General features: G+C 67.9%; 18 protein-coding genes. 14 read left to right on the top strand and 4 right to left on the bottom strand.

Features of this window, described 5'->3' with window-relative positions; translation table 11 throughout:
• Positions 1–111: 111 nt before the first annotated feature.
• Complete coding sequence (locus ACZ7OH_RS14065; protein ID WP_470281155.1) at positions 112–621, bottom strand: nucleoside-diphosphate kinase; 510 nt, start codon at positions 619–621, stop codon at positions 112–114.
• A 77-nt stretch (positions 622–698) separates the two neighbouring features.
• Between ACZ7OH_RS14065 and ACZ7OH_RS14060 the strand changes: the two genes are divergently transcribed.
• Positions 699–995, top strand: a complete 297-nt coding sequence (locus ACZ7OH_RS14060; RefSeq protein WP_470281154.1) for a hypothetical protein — start codon at positions 699–701, stop codon at positions 993–995.
• 1146 nt (positions 996–2141) lie between these two features.
• On the opposite strand, the gene ACZ7OH_RS14055 is transcribed toward ACZ7OH_RS14060, so the two are convergent.
• On the bottom strand, positions 2142–3260 hold the full coding sequence (locus ACZ7OH_RS14055; protein ID WP_470281153.1) for a chymotrypsin family serine protease: 1119 nt from the start codon (positions 3258–3260) through the stop codon (positions 2142–2144).
• A 953-nt stretch (positions 3261–4213) separates the two neighbouring features.
• Here ACZ7OH_RS14055 and ACZ7OH_RS14050 point away from each other — a divergent pair.
• Complete coding sequence (locus ACZ7OH_RS14050; RefSeq protein ID WP_470281152.1) at positions 4214–4912, top strand: hypothetical protein; 699 nt, start codon at positions 4214–4216, stop codon at positions 4910–4912.
• A gap of 809 nt (positions 4913–5721) precedes the next feature.
• On the opposite strand, the gene ACZ7OH_RS14045 is transcribed toward ACZ7OH_RS14050, so the two are convergent.
• Entirely contained in the window at positions 5722–6177 is a 456-nt protein-coding gene (locus ACZ7OH_RS14045) for a GreA/GreB family elongation factor (protein ID WP_400896318.1), read from the bottom strand.
• A 123-nt stretch (positions 6178–6300) separates the two neighbouring features.
• On the opposite strand from ACZ7OH_RS14045, the gene ACZ7OH_RS14040 reads away from it, so the two are divergent.
• The 7 genes from ACZ7OH_RS14040 (at position 6301) to ACZ7OH_RS14010 (ending at position 12835) form a co-directional block, all read left to right on the top strand.
• Positions 6301–6888: a TetR/AcrR family transcriptional regulator gene (locus ACZ7OH_RS14040; RefSeq protein WP_400896316.1), complete on the top strand. Its 588-nt coding sequence runs from the start codon at positions 6301–6303 to the stop codon at positions 6886–6888.
• A 106-nt stretch (positions 6889–6994) separates the two neighbouring features.
• On the top strand, positions 6995–8200 hold the full coding sequence (locus ACZ7OH_RS14035; protein WP_470281447.1) for a M14 family metallopeptidase: 1206 nt from the start codon (positions 6995–6997) through the stop codon (positions 8198–8200).
• Positions 8201–8228: 28 nt separating this feature from the next.
• Entirely contained in the window at positions 8229–8753 is a 525-nt protein-coding gene (locus ACZ7OH_RS14030) for a gamma carbonic anhydrase family protein (protein WP_400896314.1), read from the top strand.
• Between the two features lie 39 nt (positions 8754–8792).
• Positions 8793–9215 (top strand): 50S ribosomal protein L11, encoded by a 423-nt coding sequence (gene rplK / locus ACZ7OH_RS14025; RefSeq protein WP_470281151.1) that lies wholly within the window; start codon positions 8793–8795, stop codon positions 9213–9215.
• 1 nt (position 9216) lies between these two features.
• Entirely contained in the window at positions 9217–9621 is a 405-nt protein-coding gene (locus ACZ7OH_RS14020) for a hypothetical protein (RefSeq protein ID WP_400896310.1), read from the top strand.
• Positions 9622–9734: 113 nt separating this feature from the next.
• On the top strand, positions 9735–11003 hold the full coding sequence (locus ACZ7OH_RS14015; protein ID WP_400896308.1) for a serine hydroxymethyltransferase: 1269 nt from the start codon (positions 9735–9737) through the stop codon (positions 11001–11003).
• 176 nt (positions 11004–11179) lie between these two features.
• The gene (locus ACZ7OH_RS14010; RefSeq protein WP_470281150.1) at positions 11180–12835 is read left to right on the top strand and encodes an MDR family MFS transporter; all 1656 of its coding nucleotides are present in this window, start codon (positions 11180–11182) and stop codon (positions 12833–12835) included.
• 50 nt (positions 12836–12885) lie between these two features.
• Here ACZ7OH_RS14010 and ACZ7OH_RS14005 read toward each other — a convergent pair whose 3' ends face one another.
• Positions 12886–13398 (bottom strand): inorganic diphosphatase, encoded by a 513-nt coding sequence (locus tag ACZ7OH_RS14005; RefSeq protein WP_400897538.1) that lies wholly within the window; start codon positions 13396–13398, stop codon positions 12886–12888.
• Between the two features lie 176 nt (positions 13399–13574).
• Between ACZ7OH_RS14005 and dacB the strand changes: the two genes are divergently transcribed.
• The 5 genes from dacB (at position 13575) to ACZ7OH_RS13980 (ending at position 19104) form a co-directional block, all read left to right on the top strand.
• Positions 13575–15950 (top strand): D-alanyl-D-alanine carboxypeptidase/D-alanyl-D-alanine endopeptidase, encoded by a 2376-nt coding sequence (dacB, locus tag ACZ7OH_RS14000; protein WP_470281149.1) that lies wholly within the window; start codon positions 13575–13577, stop codon positions 15948–15950.
• Between the two features lie 109 nt (positions 15951–16059).
• The gene (locus ACZ7OH_RS13995) at positions 16060–17070 is read left to right on the top strand and encodes a zinc-dependent metalloprotease (RefSeq protein ID WP_400897536.1); all 1011 of its coding nucleotides are present in this window, start codon (positions 16060–16062) and stop codon (positions 17068–17070) included.
• Positions 17067–18026 (top strand): tRNA lysidine(34) synthetase TilS, encoded by a 960-nt coding sequence (gene tilS / locus ACZ7OH_RS13990; RefSeq protein ID WP_470281148.1) that lies wholly within the window; start codon positions 17067–17069, stop codon positions 18024–18026. The genes ACZ7OH_RS13995 and tilS overlap by 4 nt, the downstream gene beginning before the upstream one ends.
• A 3-nt stretch (positions 18027–18029) precedes the next feature.
• On the top strand, positions 18030–18581 hold the full coding sequence (gene hpt / locus ACZ7OH_RS13985; RefSeq protein ID WP_400896300.1) for a hypoxanthine phosphoribosyltransferase: 552 nt from the start codon (positions 18030–18032) through the stop codon (positions 18579–18581).
• A gap of 157 nt (positions 18582–18738) precedes the next feature.
• Positions 18739–19104: a hypothetical protein gene (locus ACZ7OH_RS13980; RefSeq protein WP_470281147.1), complete on the top strand. Its 366-nt coding sequence runs from the start codon at positions 18739–18741 to the stop codon at positions 19102–19104.
• The last annotated feature ends 7 nt before the right edge of the window (positions 19105–19111 follow it).

The following is a 19111-nucleotide window of genomic DNA, read 5'->3' as shown; positions in this document are numbered from 1 at the left end:
CGGTTTCTGCTGCAGCTCGCTTGTCGGTCACGAACTCGGCATCGAACGCGGTCTGAAGTTCCTCTAGCGAGGCAGTCTGCTCCGTCTCTCCTGCCATGCCGGTGACCATCCTCAGTAGGCGAGCTTCTCCGCGAGAGTCTCGTACTCGAACTGTTCGGCCGCGTCGAACCAAAGCTCGACCTCGTACTTGGCTTCCTCCGAGTTGCCGGACGCGTGCACGAGGTTCATCACAGCCTTGCCGCTCACCTCGGACGATGCCTTGGTCTGGTGGGCGTAGTCGCCTCGCACGGTGCCCGGCGCGGCGTCGCTTGGGAAGGTGCCGCCGATGATCTTCCGGACCTTGGCGACGGCGTCGACACCTTCAAGGGCGAGCGCGATGACCGGTCCGGACTGCATGAAGACGGCCGTCGTGTTGTAGATCTCGGCTCCGGCGCGCTCTTCGAGGTCGAAGTAGTGCTTGCGCGTGAATTCGGCGTCCATGTGCTTCATCTTGACGCCGACGATCTTCAAGGCAGCGTCTTCGAAGCGCGTCAGGATGCGGCCCGCCAGTCCGCGAACAAGGGCGTCAGGCTTGAGCAGGACAAGCGTCCGCTCGACGCCGAGGTCCGACGAGTCAGCCATGGGGTGTCCTTCCGTTCGTGGGAATGTGCGGATCGTACCGACCTCGTGACGTTAGCTCATTCAGCCGGGCGCCGGTCGTGGCTGACCACCTGGCCGACGTGGCGGCGGCGCTAGAGGGTGCGAAGCGGGTTCGGACTCAGGTGGTCCTGACCCGGTTGGCTCGGCACGATCCCAGCGAGTACGCGGAGTGGACGTTCCGCGACCTGACGGCCGCGCTCGCTTCCCACGGGATCGGGCCGGTCAAGTCGGACGGGAACAGGGTGATCCGCGCCGACGACGTGGCCGCCGCACTCGCCAACCGCAACCGCGTCGACGACGGCGTCTGGGGCGCAGACGTCAGGGATGCGAACAGGGACCCGGCAGGGACCACCTGACGAGTTCCTGACTGAAAGTCCCTGCTCTGACCTGGGCGAACCCGCCTTCAGGGACGCCAGGGGCCAATGGCCGGCGGGATCGGAAACCGGGCCGAAACCGGGGTTCTGCGGGCAGCGGAGACCTGTCCGGCACCGCCCGGGCCCGGCGTACCCCGCAGGGCACCACCGTAGGACTGTCTGAACGCGCTGTAGACGGTCCGGCGCCAGCCGTCCTTAACGGTGCCGACATGGCGGCAGCCCGCTTGTCGGTGGCGCTGACAGTCGATTCGGACGGCGCGTTGTGGGTCGCCGTCGACGGCGCGGATATTCAGGAGGCGGCAGACAGGAACACCGCAGCGTGCGACGTGCTGTATCGACGGCGGTCAGCCCGGTAGCACCTGCCAGCGACGGAGAACCTCTCCGCCATTAGAGCGGAGAGGTTCTCCGTCGTTGCGGGGAACTCGCGAATTAGATAGTCGCAGTCGCGATCGTTAGAGGATCAGCCAAGTATGCTGGCGGCGGCGCGGTCTGCGGACCACCACCCGGCTGCTGCGACATGAGGATTTCAAGCGAATACTTGTCGGGATTGGCTCCAACTTCAGTCCACGTGACTCCGGGACAGAGCTGATCAACAGTCAGTTCCCCCGTCCACGGCTTAGCGCCGACATTGTATTCTTGGGCAGCACCACCGTCGACGGTACCATCGGATTTTACAGGCTGCTGTCGGCCCACAATCCTCCCATTGCGAAGAAGGAGAATAGTCAGCGGCGTTGGACCAATCGGCAAAGTCAGATAGGTTGACCGATCTGGCGCTGAGACTGAATAACTTGCCGTAACCGCTGTCGGCGCTCGGCGCACGTTGGTGACGGTCAACTGGATGATATCGCTCGGTTTACTGGGTACCGCGGGACTCGCTACCTCGCCGCCGCATTCCAACGAACGGTGTTGGAAGACCTGACTCGGCTGTGGCGACGCGCCAACCACACCCCCCATGTCCGAGAGTTTCGCGCCGCAACTACACAGACCGACTAGAAGCGCCCCGACGGTCGCGACCGCGAAAGCGCGAGGCAGAACACGCATGGTTGTCATCCTTCGGCATCACAAGGCAGACCGCACGGTAGGCGTCCCCGAAGTTGGAGACGCCTACCGATGTTACAACAACTCAGCCTACTGATGGGGGTTCAAATGCACACCCAGACTGTCGAGAATGTCCGGAGCTTCTGTCCAGTACATCACGCTGTTGCCCGAGCTGGCTGCGACCAGGCCTCGCGCTTGCCTGGTGCTCCCCTGGATGTGGAAGACTAGTCCGCCCGAGTCACCCTGGGTTAAAGCCCAACCGGTGGAGACTCCTTGTACGCCATGGCAGCTGGCAACGGCGCCGTTGTCGTATTTCATGTTAAACCAAAGGTCCGCGTTGCTGACTGCGATTCCGCACGGCACGCCGTGGCCAGTATAGTATGAGCGCGCTCCGTCCTGACAGACGCTTTCACCGACGTAAGAGTAGGCCGCCGAGTCGACAGGGATCCAATTTCCGTATGGCGTGTCTGCTTCATCAGAATTAGAGCCCTGACCATTGGATTTTCCCGTATTTATCAAAGCGGCGTCCCACGGCTCTATCACATCGGTAACCACATGTCCAATATAGTGACCCCAAGCATAGTGACTGAGGTCACCGACCGGAGCGCCGTCACCATAGACGTCAACGTTGGCGTAGCAGTGCGCAGATGTAATCAGATAGTCTGTGCCAGCCGAGTCTTCAGCCGCCATGCCCGCGGTGCACTGATCGGCGGTCCCCGGAACGCGAGATGCACCGATCAGAACGTCTCCTCCGATAAACGGCGCATCGTCGTTCCAACGCCATTCGGTAGCCGCGATCGGCGGGCCTTCGGTCACGCTCACCGGAATTCCGTCCGACGATGCGGTCGCAAGCGCATGAGCCTGGTTCAGTGTTCCAGGATTTGCCGTTACAATGATTCCAGATCCATCAATAGCAGCTGCGGCCGAATACACAGATAAGTCACCAGGACTCTTAGCAGCGGAGGTAACTATTTTTTGAAGCTTCTCATCAATGGACCTCTTGTCATACAGCGCCTTCGTCAGTTTAACTCGGCCGAAGTCGACACTCGGGTGGCTAGCTTTCGCGACTTCAACCATCTTTTCACCACGGGAAACGTCAGTAGCATAGAGGGTTACCCGATTTGCATGAGAGTCAACAGTGACATTACTGAAAACGTCACTGAAGGCGTGGCGACCTTGATCTCCAAGCGCATCGGCGATTTCACCCAATTGGCCATCATTGAAAGAAGTCGATGGCGGCCCCAGTTTCTCGCCGGATGCGAACCGATAGGATCCTGACGCGATTGCGGGAGCAGCGGCAGTCAACCCCACTGAAAGTATGACGGTTGCCGTAAGCGATGCAGCGCACTTACGCGTTCTTCTCATATCATCTCCCCAAATCGACATGTAAAAGAATTTGCAGGGGTCGTAAACGCCTCAAATCGCGGAATTTTCCAAGTGGTGCCGGCGGAATCCGAAACGCGCAATCATTGCAACTACCGTGAAGCAATGGAAGTTGAGCCGTGTATGACCAGGCATTCTCGACAGGGCTAACGAACTGTGAATCCCTTGTCGAGCACTGACCACGCCCCCGTCCCCCCAAGTGCGGAACCTGCAGAGAAGATTCACGTACTATGTCGAATTAACCACTAGTCGATCAAAGCGTCATCGGCCGTTCGAGTGAAGGTCCCAGACAGGAATCAACGTACAACACATGAAAGCTTACACATATAGGACAAACGGGTCACGTCAGAAGATGTGACACGTGATCGAGTTTTGCCACGTGAGAGCAGGCTTCAGTAGCCACCTGAAGCCTGACTGAAGATGCGGTCTGCGTGGCGTCGGAAGCTGCCAAAGTCACAATTTTGATGGTTGGCGTCCCAGTGTCCTCAAAGCTTCTTTTGAATAATTAGCTCACTTATCCCTATCTTCTCGCCGCTATCGACGCTCCTGTCGTACCATTCAGCCCACTTCGGGCATAGCGTCCCGCCATCCATCCGGCGGGCGCCATCCGGCCGACCACGTTCCGTCCACCCGTTTCTGCACCGCGAATGCGAATCCCAATTCGGTCCACCTGAGTCGACGATCTTCTGGCGACATTCCAGCTAGTGCGGTAACCAGTAACGATCACCGGGTTCGTGACACGCCGGGTGGGGTGAGCCCGGCACGGCATACTGGTGGTCATGTTCGCGATGTTGAGCCAGCTGGCCGAGATTCTTTCCAAGCTCGGCAGCCTCTTCGTGTCGGCTCAGCGCAGGTCCAAGGACATCCAGGTAGCCGACGTGCTGATCAGGACTGCCACGGATCTGCAGCGCCTGTGCGTGCGCGGCGAGCGGCTTCTGATGCTGGCCGAGAGGGCCACCGACGGTGAGCCGGTGGACGCGGACGAGTTCACGGGCCTGCTCACGGTGCAGGCTGACAGGGTCGAGTCCATGCGGGAGTGGCTGGAAACCGGCGTCTACTTCCTGATGACCGTCGACGCGGACATCCTTCTGGAGCTGTACCCGTTCGTACACCGCAAAGGCGGCATGTTGGGCAGGTGGGCGCATCGGGCCGAGAGCAGCTCGCTCTCCACTACCACGTTGTTCTTCCTGCCGGGCGGCACGCTGGAACGCGTTCTGGACCACGGCTCGCGAAGCGACCGCGACGAGCTGGCGGATACAGCCGACAGCATGCGTGCTGTGCGGGTTGCGAACCTAGGGGACATCAGCAAGCCGCTGGAGCCGCACCAGGTACCGGTCGTCCGGGCCGAGATCGCGGCGGCCAGGGGGGATCTTGCCAAGGTCAAGGAGCTGTGCAGGCAGCTGCTGAACTCTACGCGCGAGGTCGTCGGTCCCGAGGTGATGGCGGACCTGCGCCGCAAGATCCTTCCCGACTACTGATACAACGAGCACTCGCGCCGGCTCGAACGACTGGGCTCCGTTGAGGCTGCCACCGTCCACGAACGCGTCTCATCCCGACTTGGCACGTCAACCCTGCGCCGCACCGCTTCTGAAGTCACGCACCCCACCCGGCGTGTCACGAACCCGGTGATCGTTACTGGCCACCGCACTAGCTCTTCCCTTCAGGTTCGGTCGGTGGGGACACGTGGGCAATACCTGGAACCCTCGCCGATTCCCAGCCCGACCATCCGGGAGCGCAGAGTCCAGAGGGTCCGGCTCGTGCTCCTGGAGGCCGGATCGGTCGTGAGAGGAGGGCGGGCAGACTCAGTGCAAGCCTAGGCGAAGTCGCAAACTGTCACAGTCGGTAACCGTCCGACATGCCCGTTGGCACGACACGCCGAGCTTGATGCCAGAAATTTCATGGACCAGATTGTGGACCGAACTGGGGTGCTCCGGGGTATCTGCAGGGCCTTTAGGTCCATGACTTGTTCAGCAAAGTGCCTGCTAGAAGTTGGTTTTGCCACTGTATGTAGTTCTCGTAATGAATAGGTCGGGGGTTCGATTCCCCCAGGCGGCTCAGTCAAGTGGGATGCCCTGCCCCCTGAGGGCGGGGGCCTTTTTCTTGCCTTCGCGTATCTTGCGGGGCTCCGCCCCGCACCCCGCCCGGAGGGCTTCGCCCCCGGCCCCCTCGCCCCGCTCGAGTTGGGCCTTCGGCTGCCATTTTTGTTTTGGGGAACCACCCTTACGGGTCAAAGTTGGGATGGCGAAGGCCCCCAGCTTGTGGCTGGGGGCCTTCGGGATGACAGGGGTTACTTCGGGGGCGTCACCTTGACCACGGTGGCCTTCGCGTCGCCTCGGGGGGTTCGGTAGGTGATCTCGTCGCCTGCCTTGCGCCCTACCAGGGCCAAGCCCAACGGGCTGTCCGAGGTGATCGCGTCCGCGTCTTCGCCTGGGACCGTCACCACCTGGAACGTCTCTTCGTCGCCGTCCGAGAAGCGGAGGGTCACCACCGTGCCGTCGGGGAGCTGGGAGTTGCCGTAGCCGCCGTGCTCCATCTTCGCGGCCAGGTCCGCGATCTGGCGGTCGAGCCGGGCCGCCGCCTCCGCGCGGTCGATCACGTCCGCCTGGTCCGCCGCGTCACCGGTGCGCTCCTGCTCGCCGGGTTGCGGCGCGAGGGCTTCCCGCTGCGCGCGCAGGTTCGCGATTTCCTTCTCCAGCTGGCTGCGCGCTGCCGAGCTGAGCCCCTTGTCCCCTGAGATCACCATGCCGGGCATTGTCCGCTGCGTAGACCGGGGTGGCCAATCCGGTTTTTCACCCGAAGGTCATCCGCGGGACGTCTGCCCTAGGATTCGGGGCTGCCGTCCAGTCAGAAGGTAATGAGAATCACCGTGAGCGCAGTCCCCGGTCGCAGCGACCGGCTCTCCCCGAACCAGTTGGCCAAGCAGGAGCAGATCGTCGAGGCCGCGCGGATCGTCCTCGCCCGCGACGGCCTCGCCGGGTGCACCGTCCGGGCCATCGCCGACGCCGGCCCGCTCACCAAGAGCGCGATCCACTACTACTTCGCCGACATCGACGTCCTCATCGACCGCGCCATGGCCGCGCACATCACCGCCTTCGCCGCGGGACTGCGCGAAGTCGCCGCGAAGCACAGCGACCCGCGCAAGCGCCTCTTCGCCGTCCTCGAGGAGTACCTGAGCGTGTTCGCCGCCAACCCCAATGCGGCGTTTCTCTGGTTCGAGTACTGGATCGCCGCCGGCCGCGCGCAGCACCCGCAGGCCATCGACGCCATGCTCACGTCGCTCACCGAGCTCATGGCCGAGCTGCTCGCCCCGCTGGACGTCGACGACCCGCGGGCGCGGGCCCGCGCGCTCCTGTCGTACCTGCTCGGCACGGTCGTCCAGCAGCGGGTGCGCCCGCGGCCGTTCGCCGCGCTGCGCGGCGACATCGAGGCGCTCTGCTTCGCCAACTACGGCTAGCAACGCCCTTTAGATCCGTAGACGCACGGATTGCGCACTACGTCCGGCTCCGGCCACGCTCGGGGAACCCCCGAGAGCAGGAGACGTGATGCGTCCACGAACGTGCCTGGCGGCGGCCGCGGCCGCCCTCTTGATGCTCACCACCGGCGGTCAGGCCGGTGCCGCCCAGCCCACCGGACCCCAGGTCTACGAGGTGACGGGCACCGGCACGGCCCAGCAGCGCACCGAGGTCGCGAGGACCGGCGCCGACATCCTCGACGTCGAAGGCGCGACGACGACCGTCATCGCCAACCCGGCCGAAGCCGCCCAGCTGCGCGCGCTCGGCTTCGGCGTCAAGGCGCTCGGCGCGGTCAACCGGCCGCAGACCGCGGCGACCGTCGAGGACTTCCCGGCCGGCTACACCGGCTACCACACCTACGCCGAAACCCAGACCGAGCTGCAGAAGACCGTCGCGAACTACCCGTCGCTGACGAAGCTGGGCAGCGCCGGGACGTCGTACGAAGGCCGTGCGTTGTCGCTGATCAAGATCTCCGACAACGCCGCGACGGACGAGAACGAGCCCGAGGTGCTCTTCACCTGCAACCAGCACGCGCGCGAGCACCTCACCACCGAGATGTGCCTGCACATCGTCCAGCGGCTGACCAGCGGGTACGCGACGGACCCCGCGATCAAGCGGCTGGTCGACAGCACGGAGATCTGGGTCATCCCGAGCGTCAACCCGGACGGCTCCGAGTACGACATCTCCGGCGGCACGTTCCACAGCTGGCGCAAGAACCGCCAGGGTCCCGGCACCGACACCAACCGCAACTGGGGCTACAAGTGGGGCTGCTGCGGCGGTTCCTCGGGCTCGACGTCCAGCGAGACCTACCGCGGCACGGCGGCGTTCTCCGCGCCCGAGACCCGGGCCGTCTCGAACTGGGTGAACTCGCGGGTCGTCGGCGGCGTCCAGCAGATCAAGACGCACATCGACTTCCACACCTACTCCGAGCTGGTGCTCTGGCCGTTCGGCTACACCTACGCCGACACCGCGCCGGGCATGACCGTGGCCGAGGCGCAGAAGTTCCAGACGCTCGGCAGGCAGATGGCGGCGACCAACGGCTACACGCCGGAGCAGTCCAGCGACCTCTACATCACCGACGGCAGCGTCAACGACTGGATGTGGGCGACGCACAAGATCTGGAGCTTCACGTTCGAGATGTACCCGAAGGGCAGCAGCCCCGGCTTCTACCCGCGGGACACCCAGATCGTGCCCCAGACCACGCGCAACGACCAGGCCGTCGACATCCTGATCAACGCGGCGATCACGGGCTGAGGCAGGTGGGGCGGTTTAGGGTCTGGGCATGCCTCAGTTCTCGTTCGAAGGGCGCAGCCCGCAGGTCCACCCGGACGCCTTCATCGCCCCCACCGCCACCCTCATCGGCGACGTCGTCGTCGAGAAGGACGCCTCGGTCTGGTACGGCGCCGTGCTGCGCGCCGATTTCGGCAAGATCATCGTCCGCGAGGGCGCGAACATCCAGGACAACTCGGTCGTGCACGTCAACATCGGCAAGGTGTGCGAGATCGGCAAGAACGCCACCGTCGGCCACCAGTGCCTGGTGCACGACTGCACGGTCGGCGAGCAGGCCCTGATCGGCAACGGCTCGACCGTCCTGGACGACGCCAAGATCGGCGCGCGGACCCTGGTCGCGGCCGGCGCCACGGTGACGCCGGGTACCGAGGTGCCGTCCGAGGTGGTCGCGATGGGCAGCCCGGCGAAGAAGTTCGTCCCGCTGACCGACTCCGCACGGCTGTGGGTGGAGCACAACGCGCCCGTCTACCAGGACTTGGCGAAGCGCCACAAGGCCGGCATCGAGCCCCTGGATTGAAGTTGACCCTCCAGTAACTGGAGACCCTAGCTTCGGGGCATGGCTCCGAAGAAACTCACCCACCAGGTCACCCTCGAACTCAGCGCGGGCAACGCCCCGGTCGTCGACCTCGGCAAGATGCTGGGGCAGACCGGGGTCAACCTCGTCGAGATCAAGAAGGCCTACGACGCGGCGACGGCGGCCCAGCGCGGCGACATCGTGCCGGTGGTCGTCTCGGTGTTCGAGGACCGCTCGTTCGCGCTGCGGCTCAAGACGCCCCCGACGTCGTTCCTCATCAAGAAAGCGCTGGGGGACAAGGGTTCTTCGCGACCCGGGCACGAGGTCGCGGGGAAGCTCACGGTCGCGCAACTGCGTGAGATCGCCGAGCGCAAGCTGCCGGACCTCAACACCTCGGACGTCGAGATGGCGATGCGCACGATCGCGGGCACGGCCCGGTCCATGGGCGTCGTGGTCGTCGACTGAGGTGCGCAAGCACGCGGTCGTGCCGCCGTTCCGCGCGCTGGACCCCGAGCTCGGGGTGGCGGAACGCTTGCTGCGCAAGGGAAACCCGCAGCTGTGCGGGATCGTCGCGCAGCTGCCTGACGAACCCGCGGCCGCGCGCCGCCTCAACGCCGTGCTGGCGGAGGCCGGGGCGCGGCCGCGGCTCGTCGACACGGGCGCGGCCTGGCGGATCGTCTACGTGACGCCGCGAGCCGGTGAAAGCGAGCTGGCGGCCGGTGCCGCGGGCCTCGCCGAGCTCGTCACGGTCGGCGGCTGGCGGCGGGTCAAGCGCTGCGCGACCTGCGGCCGGCCGTTCTGCGACCGCACTTCGGGGTGCACCCGCAAGTGGTGCGCCGAACACCGTCGAGGCTCGAGCGCGGTGGACTAGGCTCTTACGCGCAGCAGCGACTGGCGCCATCGAGGTGGAGCACCACCGGGAAGCGAACCACGAGGCCGGCACCGCGCGCCTGGGTGAAGGCCACTCCAGAGCCGGAGTACGCCATGACACACCAGCCGAAACTGAACGCACTCGCCGCCGCCGACCCCGCCATCGCCGGGCTCGTCGAGGACGAAGCGAAGCGCCAGCACGACAAGATCCGCCTGATCGCGTCGGAGAACTACGTCTCGCAGGCCGTGCTCGAGGCGACCGGCACCGTGCTCACCAACAAGTACTCCGAGGGGTACGCGGGCAAGCGCTACTACGAGGGCCAGCAGTTCATCGACCAGATCGAGCAGCTGGCCATCGAGCGCGCGAAGGCCGTCTTCGGCGCCGACCACGCGAACGTCCAGCCGTACTCCGGGTCTCCGGCGAACCTGGCCGTCTACCTGGCGTTCGCGCAGCCGGGCGACACCGTGCTCGGGATGGCGCTGCCGGACGGCGGCCACCTCACGCACGGCTGGAGCGTCTCCGCGACGGGCAAGTGGTTCAACCCCGTGCGCTACGGCGTCGCGAAGGAGACCGGCCGCGTCGACCTCGACCAGGTCCGCGACCTCGCGCGCCAGCACCGGCCGAAGCTGATCTTCGCCGGCGGCACGGCGATCCCGCGCACGATCGACTTCCCGGCGTTCGCCGAGATCGCGCGCGAGGTCGACGCGGTGCTCGTCGCCGACATCGCGCACATCGCCGGGCTGATCGCGGGCGGCGCGCACCCGTCGCCGGTCGGGCACGCGCAGGTCATCACGACGACGACGCACAAGACGCTGCGCGGGCCGCGCGGCGCGATGATCCTGTCCGACGCCGACCACGCGAAGGCCGTCGACAAGGCGGTGTTCCCGGGCCTGCAGGGCGGCCCGCACAACCACACGACCGCGGCGATCGCGGTCGCGCTCGGGGAGGCGCAGCAGCCGTCGTTCAGCGACTACGCGCACACGGTCGTCGCGAACGCCCGCTCGCTGGCCGACGCGTTGCTCGCCTGCGGCTACGACCTCGTGTCCGGCGGCACCGACAACCACCTGCTGCTGATCGACCTGACGAACAAGGGCGTGGCGGGCAAGCCGGCCGCGCAGGCACTGGACCGCGCGGGCATCGAGCTGAACTACAACACGGTGCCGTTCGACCCGCGCAAGCCGTTCGACCCGTCCGGCATCCGCCTCGGCACGTCCGCGATCACGACCCGCGGGCTGCGGCCGGAGCACCAGGTCGAGGTGGCGGCGTGGATCGACCGCACGATCACCGCGGCGGCCGCGTCCGACGAGGCCGCGCTGGACACCATCGCCGCGGAGATCCGCGAGTTCCTGGCCCCGTTCCCGATCCCGGGCTACTCGGCCTGACCCTCGCTCACTGAAGGCCATCTCCGCAGGTCGGAGGTGGCCTTCAGTGCGTCCGAGGTGTGGAGACGGGGCTCACAGAAAATTTGATTGCACGATGCAAGCTCTCTGGGAATACTTGGCCGAGACAAGTAGTTGACGGGTACAAGCAACTACCACGAAGGCTGAGGGAGACCACCATGAGCGACACCACCACGGCGGAAGGAGCAGCCGCTACGAACGGCAAACTGTCCCACCGCCAGATCCTGACCGTCCTGTCCGGGCTGATGCTCGGCATGTTCCTCGCCGCGCTCGACCAGACCATCGTGTCCAGCTCGATGCGCACCATCGCCGACGAGCTCCACGGCCTGTCTCTGCAGGCCTGGGCCACCACCGCGTACCTCATCACCGCAACGCTCTCGACGCCGCTGTACGGCAAGCTGTCCGACCTCTACGGCCGCAAGCCCATGTACCTGACGGCGATTTCGCTGTTCCTGGTCGGTTCGCTGGCCAGCGGCATGGCGACGTCGATGTACGAGCTCGCCGCGTTCCGCGCCTTCCAAGGCCTCGGTGCAGGTGGCCTGATGTCCCTGGCGCTGGCGATCATCACCGACATCACCGCGCCGCGTGAGCGCAGCAAGTACCAGGGTTACTTCATGGCGGTGTTCGGCATCTCGAGCGTCGCCGGGCCGGTCGTCGGCGGGTTCTTCGCCGGCATCGACACCTTCGCCGGCATCACCGGCTGGCGCTGGGTCTTCCTGGTCAACGTCCCGATCGCGCTCGCCGCGCTGGTCGTCGTCACCAAGGTGCTGAACCTCCCGCACACCCGCGTGGACCAGAAGGTCGACTACTGGGGTGCCGTCGCGCTGGCCACCGGTCTGGTGCCGCTGCTGATCGTCGCCGAGCAGGGCCGCGAGTGGGGCTGGGGCTCCGCCGCTTCGATCGCCGTGTACGTCGTCGGCGGGCTGGGCGTGGCCGCGTTCGTCTGGATCGAACGCCGGATGGGCGACGCCGCCCTGCTGCCGCTGCGCCTGTTCAAGCGGCCCGTGTTCCGGATGTCGACGCTCGTCACCGTCGTGCAGGGCGCCGGGATGTTCGGCGCGATGATGTCGCTGCCGCTCTACCTGCAGATCGTCAAGGGCGCGACGCCGACCCAGGCCGGCCTGCAGATGCTCCCGCTGACGCTGGGCATCATGTCCGCGAGCCTGACCAGCGGCCGGCTCATCTCGAAGACCGGGCGCTACAAGATGTTCGCGGTGGCCGGGATCGGCCTGATGGCGGCGGCGCTGTTCGCGCTGTCCACGATCACCGTCGACACTTCGCTGGCGCTGGTCATGATCATCGCCTTCGTGATCGGCCTGGGCCTCGGCGCCTCGATGCAGACGCTGGTGCTGGCCGCGACCAACGACGTCCGTCCGCAGGACATCGGCGTCGCCACCTCGGCGGCGACGTTCTTCCGGCAGATCGGCGGCACGGCGGGCACCGCGGTGTTCCTGTCGATCCTGTTCGGCACGGTCGGCGACCGGATCGCGAACGCCATCCGCTCGGCGATGACCACGCCGGCCTACGTGACGGCGCTGGCGCAGCACCCGGAGTTCGCGCAGCAGATGAAGGGTGGCCTGGACGTCAACGACACGTCGTTCCTGTCCACGCTCGACCCGACGCTGGCCCGGCCGATCCTGCAGGGCTTCGCCGAGTCGATGAGCACGGTGTTCCTGGTCGGCGGGATCGTGCTGACCGTCGGGTTCGTTCTGGTGTGGTTCCTCAAGGAGAAGCCGCTCTCGGACAAGTCGGCGATGGAGCAGCGCGCGGAGGCCGAGTCGGACGCCGCTCCGGCCCTCGCCTTGGCGCACTGACGGCGTGAAAAAAGGCCCCCTCGGGAATCCCGAGGGGCCTTTTCGCGGGCTCAGTGACCGCCGTCGGCTTTTTCCTTCGCCAGGCGGTCGGTCTCGCGCTCGTAGGAGCGGGCGATCTCGTTCTCGGCCTCGGTGCGGCCGACCCAGGAGGAGCCTTCGACGCTCTTGCCGGGCTCGAGGTCCTTGTAGACCTCGAAGAAGTGCTGGATCTCCAGCCGGTGGAACTCGTTCATGTGGTGGATGTCGCGCAGGTGCTCGAGGCGCGGGTCGTTCGACGGGACCGCGATGACCTTGTCGTCCGGGCCCTTCTCGTCGGTCATCCGGAACATGCCGATCGCGCGGCAGCGGATCAGGCAGCCCGGGAAGGTGGGCTCCTGGACGAGCACCATCACGTCCAGCGGGTCGCCGTCCTGGCCGAGGGTGTCGTCGATGAAGCCGTAGTCGGCCGGGTACTGCGTGGCCGTGAACAGGGTCCGGTCCAGCTTGATGCGGCCGGTCTTGTGGTCGACCTCGTACTTGTTGCGCTCCCCTTTGGGGATTTCGATCGTGACGTCGAACTCCACGCCTGTCCTCACTGCTTCTTCATAGGTCCCGGCATGCCACGCGTCGCGGGCGGCAACCTTCATGACTGTCTTGACGTCTCCTAGTGTGGACTACGCCCTGCGTCGGGGTCGCATCGATGTCGGCCCCGGGGCATGTGAGCTTGGCCCCTTCCGGGGCAGGTGAGAAGGAGTGGTGGGTGCCGGAAAACGACCAGCCGATGTGGCCGTCGTCGGACGAAGACGGCTCGTCGTCCGGTGCGCGGGAGACCACGCCGATGGCGCTGCCCGACCCGCCGGCGAGCGCTCCGGACGGGCCCGGCGTGCCGAAGGTCACAAGCAGTGAGCCGCCGAAGGGATCGTGGTTCGCGCCGAACGTCGCGCCTGAACCGGTCCCGGGCCTGAACGCGCCCGCGGAGGAACCGCCGCCCTCGCCGCCCGCCGCGAAGCAGGACCTCGCCGACCGGCTCGGGTCCCGCGAACCGAAGCCGAAGCAGGAGTCCAAGCCTGAGCCGGAGCCCGAGCCGGCCGAGGCCGAGCCGGCGCCGGTCGCGGAGAGCACCCAGTTCATCGAGGTCAAGAAGGCCGAGAGCACCCAGTACATCGAGGCCGAGCCGAAGCCCGCGGACACCCAGAGCACCCAGCAGATGGCGCCGCAGAAGACGCCGGTGGTGCCGGTGGAGCGCAACGTCTGGCCCGCCGAGCAGCGGGACCGGCACGACGAGCCGCGGTCCGAGAAGGCCGAAGCGCAGCCGTGGCGCGAAGAGCTCCAGCTCTGGCGCGAGGAGCAGCAGCGCCGCGAAGAGCAGCTGAAGCGCGGGGAGGCCCAGCGTCGCCAGGAGCCCCCGCAGCAGCGGTCCGACGCGCCGTGGGCGCAGCGCCTCGACGAGCCGGAGAACCGCACCGCCGAGGCACCGGAGCGCACCGCCGAGCCGGCCGAACGGCGGGCCGGGCTGCCGCCGGAGCCGCCGCGCGGGGTCGTCCCGTCGGCGTCCGCCGGGTCGCTGGCCCGGCCGATGCGGATCGAGCCGGACGGGCAGCGGTTCGACGCCGAGGCGACCGTCGGGATCGAGCGGCCCACCCAGTTCCCCGGGGCCTTCCAGCAGCAGCCCCAGCCCCGCACCGAGCCGCCCGCGGAGCCGCCGCCCCCGGCGGAGCCCGCGGCCGCGCAGGAGCCACCGAAGAAGCGCCGCAAGGGCAAGATCATCGCCATCGTCGCGGTCGTCGTGCTGCTGCTGGCCGGCGGCGGGGTCGCCGCCGCGATGCCGAAGGTGTCGAACCGGCTCGGGCTGCCGTGGGCGCCGAACGCGCCGAAGGGCGACAGCCCGGACCCGGCCGCCGCGACGCGCCAGTTGCGCGGACCGGACACGGCCGGCCAGGCGCCGACCGCGAACGGCGTCAAGTCCGTGCTGGCCGGCCCGGCCGGGAACAGCGCGCTCGGCCAGCTCAACGGCAGCGTCGTCGACCCGGTGACCGGCACGACGCTGTGGGACCACAGCGCGGCGACGGCGGTGACCCCCGCGTCGACGACGAAGGTGCTCACGACGGCGGCCGCGCTGCTGGCCCTCGACCCGAACACGCGGCTGTCGACGAAGATCGTCCAGGGCGCCGACCCGGGCACGGTGATCCTGGTCGGCGGCGGTGACGTCACCTTGACCTCGCTGCCGCTGGGCACCGAGTCGCCGCTGTACCCCGGTGCCGCGCACGTCGACGACCTCGTCGCGCAGGTGAAGAAGGCCAACCCGAACGTCAAGAAGGTGCAGGTCGACCTGGGCCTGTTCAAGGGTGCGACGACCGCGCCCGGCTGGGCCGCGGGCGACGCGCCGTCGACGTTCGCCACCCAGATCGGCTCGGTGATGGCCGACGCCGGGCGCCTGGACCCGAAGAACAACACCTCGCAGCGCGTGCCCAACGCGGGCAGCGCGCTGGCGGGGACGATCGCGTCGAAGCTCAGCGCGTCGGCGGCCGGCCAGGCGACCGCGCCGAAGGACGCGAAGGTCCTCGCCGAGGTCAAGTCGGCGCCGCTGACCGAGCTGGTCTCGGACACGATGGAGCTGTCCGACGACGTCCTCGCCGAGGCGCTCGCCCGGCAGGTCGCGCTGGCGACGGGCCAGGAAGCGACCTTCGCGGGCGGTGCCGCGGCGACCATCAAGGTGCTCAAGGACCACGGCTTCGACACCACCGGCGTCAAGCTGTCCGACGGCAGCGGCATCTCGACGGAGAACAAGATCCCGGCGAAGCTGCTGACCCAGCTGATGGCGGCCGCGGCGGCGCCGGAGGGCAAGAACCCGAACACCGGCAAGCTGCGCGCGATGCTGGCCGGCCTCCCGGTGGCGGGCGGTTCCGGCACGCTCGCGGACAAGCGGTTCGAGACGCCGGCGTCGCAGGCCGGCCGCGGCTGGGTGCGGGCCAAGACGGGCACGCTGACCGGCGTCAACGCGCTCGCCGGGCTGGTCCTCGACCAGGACGGGCGGGTGCTGGTGTTCGCGTTCATGTCGAACGGCTCGGACCAGCAACCGGGCCGGGACGCGATCGACGCCCTCGCGACGAGCCTGCGCAAGTGCGGGTGCTCGTAGCCGTGCACGCCGTGCACGCCGGACGCTGAACCGTACGAAGATCGTGGCCGGAAACCCACACCGGGCAGGTAGCGTCGGAAGGGTGAGTCAGGAAACCGACACCCGGTCCATGGTCGACTGGGCGCTCGCCGCGCAGACGGGCGCCCTGCTGGTGCGCGGCGGCCCGCAGGTTCCGCGCGAAGAGGCCGAAGCGGCCGTCACCGATCTGCGTGAGCTGACCATCGAAGCCGAGGGACACGTCCGGGAGCTGACGAACCTGGGCCTCGACCTGCCGCTGCTGCCCGGCGAGGTCGTCGACCGGCCCGGCTGGGTGCGCTCGGCGGCCGGCGGGCTCGACGCGCTCACCGGGCGCGCGCTGCCGCGGCAAGGCGGCCCCTTCGGGCCGATCCTGGCCGGCGGCGCCGGCGTGCAGACCGGGCTGGTGCTCGCCTTCCTGGCCAGCCGCGTGCTCGGCCAGTACGACCCGTTCGGCGGCCCGGACAAGGAAGGGCAGCTGCTGCTCGTCGCGCCGAACGTCGTCGCCGCCGAGCGCGCGATGGACGTCCCCGGCCGCGACTTCCGGCTCTGGGTCTGCCTGCACGAATGCACCCACCGCCTCCAGTTCACCGCGGTCCGCTGGCTGCGCGACTACTTCGCCGACGAGGTCGAACGGCTCGTCGCCGGGCTCGCGGGCGGCGGCTCCGACAGCCTCGCCGACCTCGTCGGACGGCTGCCCGAGGCGATCAAGCAGGGGCCGAAGCTGAACCTCGCCGAGCTGCTCCAAGGGCCGAAGGAGCGCGCGGTCTTCGACCGGCTGCTGGCGCTCTCGACGCTGCTGGAAGGCCACGCCGACTTCGTGATGGACGCCGTCGGGCCGCAGGTCGTCCCGAGCGTCGACACGATCCGCGCGCGCTTCACCGCCCGGCGCAAGGGCGGCGGCGTCTTCGACCGGCTGCTGCGCGCGCTGCTCGGCGTCGACGCGAAGATCCGTCAGTACGAAGAAGGCGCGAAGTTCACGAAGCACGTCGTGGACGCCGTCGGCATGGAAGGCTTCAACGCCGTCTGGCGCTCGCCGAACACGCTGCCCTCGCGCGCCGAGATCGCCGACCCGGCCGCGTGGGTCCGGCGCCTGCACGGATGACCGGGCCGGCGGTCGCGGCCGTCCGCCGGGCCGTCCGCGCCTTCCTGGACGCGGCCGACGCGCCCGCCGAACTCTGCGTCGCGGTCTCCGGCGGCGCCGACTCCCTCGCGCTGTGCGAGGCCACGGCGTACGTCGGGCACCACCGCGGCCACCGCGTCCGGGCGCTGGTCGTCGACCACGGCCTGCAGGAGGGCTCGGCGAAGATCGCGCTCGACGCGGCCGCGGCGGCGAAGTCGCTGGGCGCCGACGAAGCCGAGGTGCGCCGGGCCGACGTCACCGGCCCCGGCGGCCCGGAAGCCGCCGCGCGCAAGGCCCGCTACCGCGCGCTGGCCGGCCACGACCTCGTCCTGCTCGGCCACACCCGCGACGACCAGGCCGAAACCGTCCTGCTCGGGCTCGGCCGCGGCTCCGGCCCGCGCAGCCTGGCCGGGATGCGCCCGCACGACCCGCCGTGGGGCCGCCCGCTGCTCGCCGTCCCGCGGGCGACCACCCGGGCCGCCTGCGCCGAGCTCGGCGTCGAGCCTTGGGAGGACCCGCACAACGCCGAACCGCGCTTCACCCGCGTCCGGTTGCGCGCCGAAGTGCTGCCGTTGCTGGAAGACGTCCTCAACGGCGGGGTCGCCGGCGCACTCGCCCGCACGGCCGCGCAGCTGCGTGAGGACAGTGAGGCGCTGGACACAATGGCGGACATGATCTTCACCCGCGCGGGCGGAGCCGAAGGGCTGGACGCCGGCGTCCTCGGTGCCGAGCCCGCGGCGCTGCGGCGGCGGGTTATCCGCAGGTGGTTGCTGCAATCGGGTGTGCGCGAGCTCACCGACGCGCACCTGCGCGCGGTCGACGACCTGGTCGCCCGGTGGCGTGGTCAGGGCGGTGTCTGGTTGCCCGGCAACTTGGAGGCTCGGCGGGCGCATGGCAGGCTCAGCGTCGTCTCCCAACCCACCACCCGAGGGGAATGACCCGTGTACGAGGGCGAAATCGCCTCCGTGCTCGTCACCGAGCAGCAGATCCAGGACAAGATCGCGGAGCTGTCGGCGCAGATCGCCGCCGACTACCCGCCCAACGGGCAGGGCGAACTCCTGCTGGTGGGCGTCCTGAAGGGCGCGGTCATGTTCATGACCGACTTCGCCCGCGCGCTGCCGCTGCCGACGCAGCTGGAATTCATGGCCGTCTCCTCGTACGGCTCGGCGACGTCGTCGTCCGGCGTCGTGCGGATCCTCAAGGACCTCGACCGCGACATCGCGGGCCGGGACGTGCTGATCGTCGAGGACATCGTCGACTCCGGCCTGACGCTGTCGTGGCTGCTGAAGAACCTCGCGAGCCGCAACCCCGCGTCGCTCGAGGTCGTTTCGCTGCTGCGCAAGCCGGAGGCGGTCAAGGTGGACGTCCCGGTGAAGTACATCGGCTTCGACATCCCGAACGAGTTCGTCGTCGGCTACGGCCTCGACTACGCCGAGCGCTACCGGGACCTGCCGTACATCGGGACGCTGGACCCGAAGGTCTACACGTCGTAGTCCACCGGCGGAGTTCACCGACCGTTCACCGCAACTACCGAATTTGCGGAACCCCACGGCCCGAGATCGCGTCATACGCTCTGATCACGTGCGTTAACCTATGCGAAGACCATTCGTGCCCGCGGTGACCGGGTCGGGGGAACGGGAGAGAGCTCAGATGGGGAACAGCAGCGCTGCCGACGCGAACGCCTTCAAGGCCGCGGCCGCGGCGGGTCAGGTCGGGATCGACCCCGACGCCGCGCAGACCGTGCTGAACAAGATCCGCACCGGCAAGGACGCGGTCGAGGCCCTGCTCAGCGGAGCGGGCGCGCTCGCGCAGCCGCCGAAGCTCGGGGACAACCCGGTCGGCAACGCGATGGCGGCCAAGTTCGTCCAGCGCGCGGACGGGGGGAACGACTCCTACGCCGCCGCGCTGCAGAACCTGCTCGACCAGTACACCGCCGCCGAGGAGGGCATCGTCACGGCGATGTCCCGGTACCACGAGATCGACCAGGCCGCGGCCGACCCGTTCCGCAACGCCTGAGCCCAGA

It is taken from the genome of Amycolatopsis sp. NPDC114478, assembly GCF_055633805.1.
Note: the sequence above shows the minus strand (reverse complement) of the source record. Positions and strands in the feature narration are given on the sequence as shown.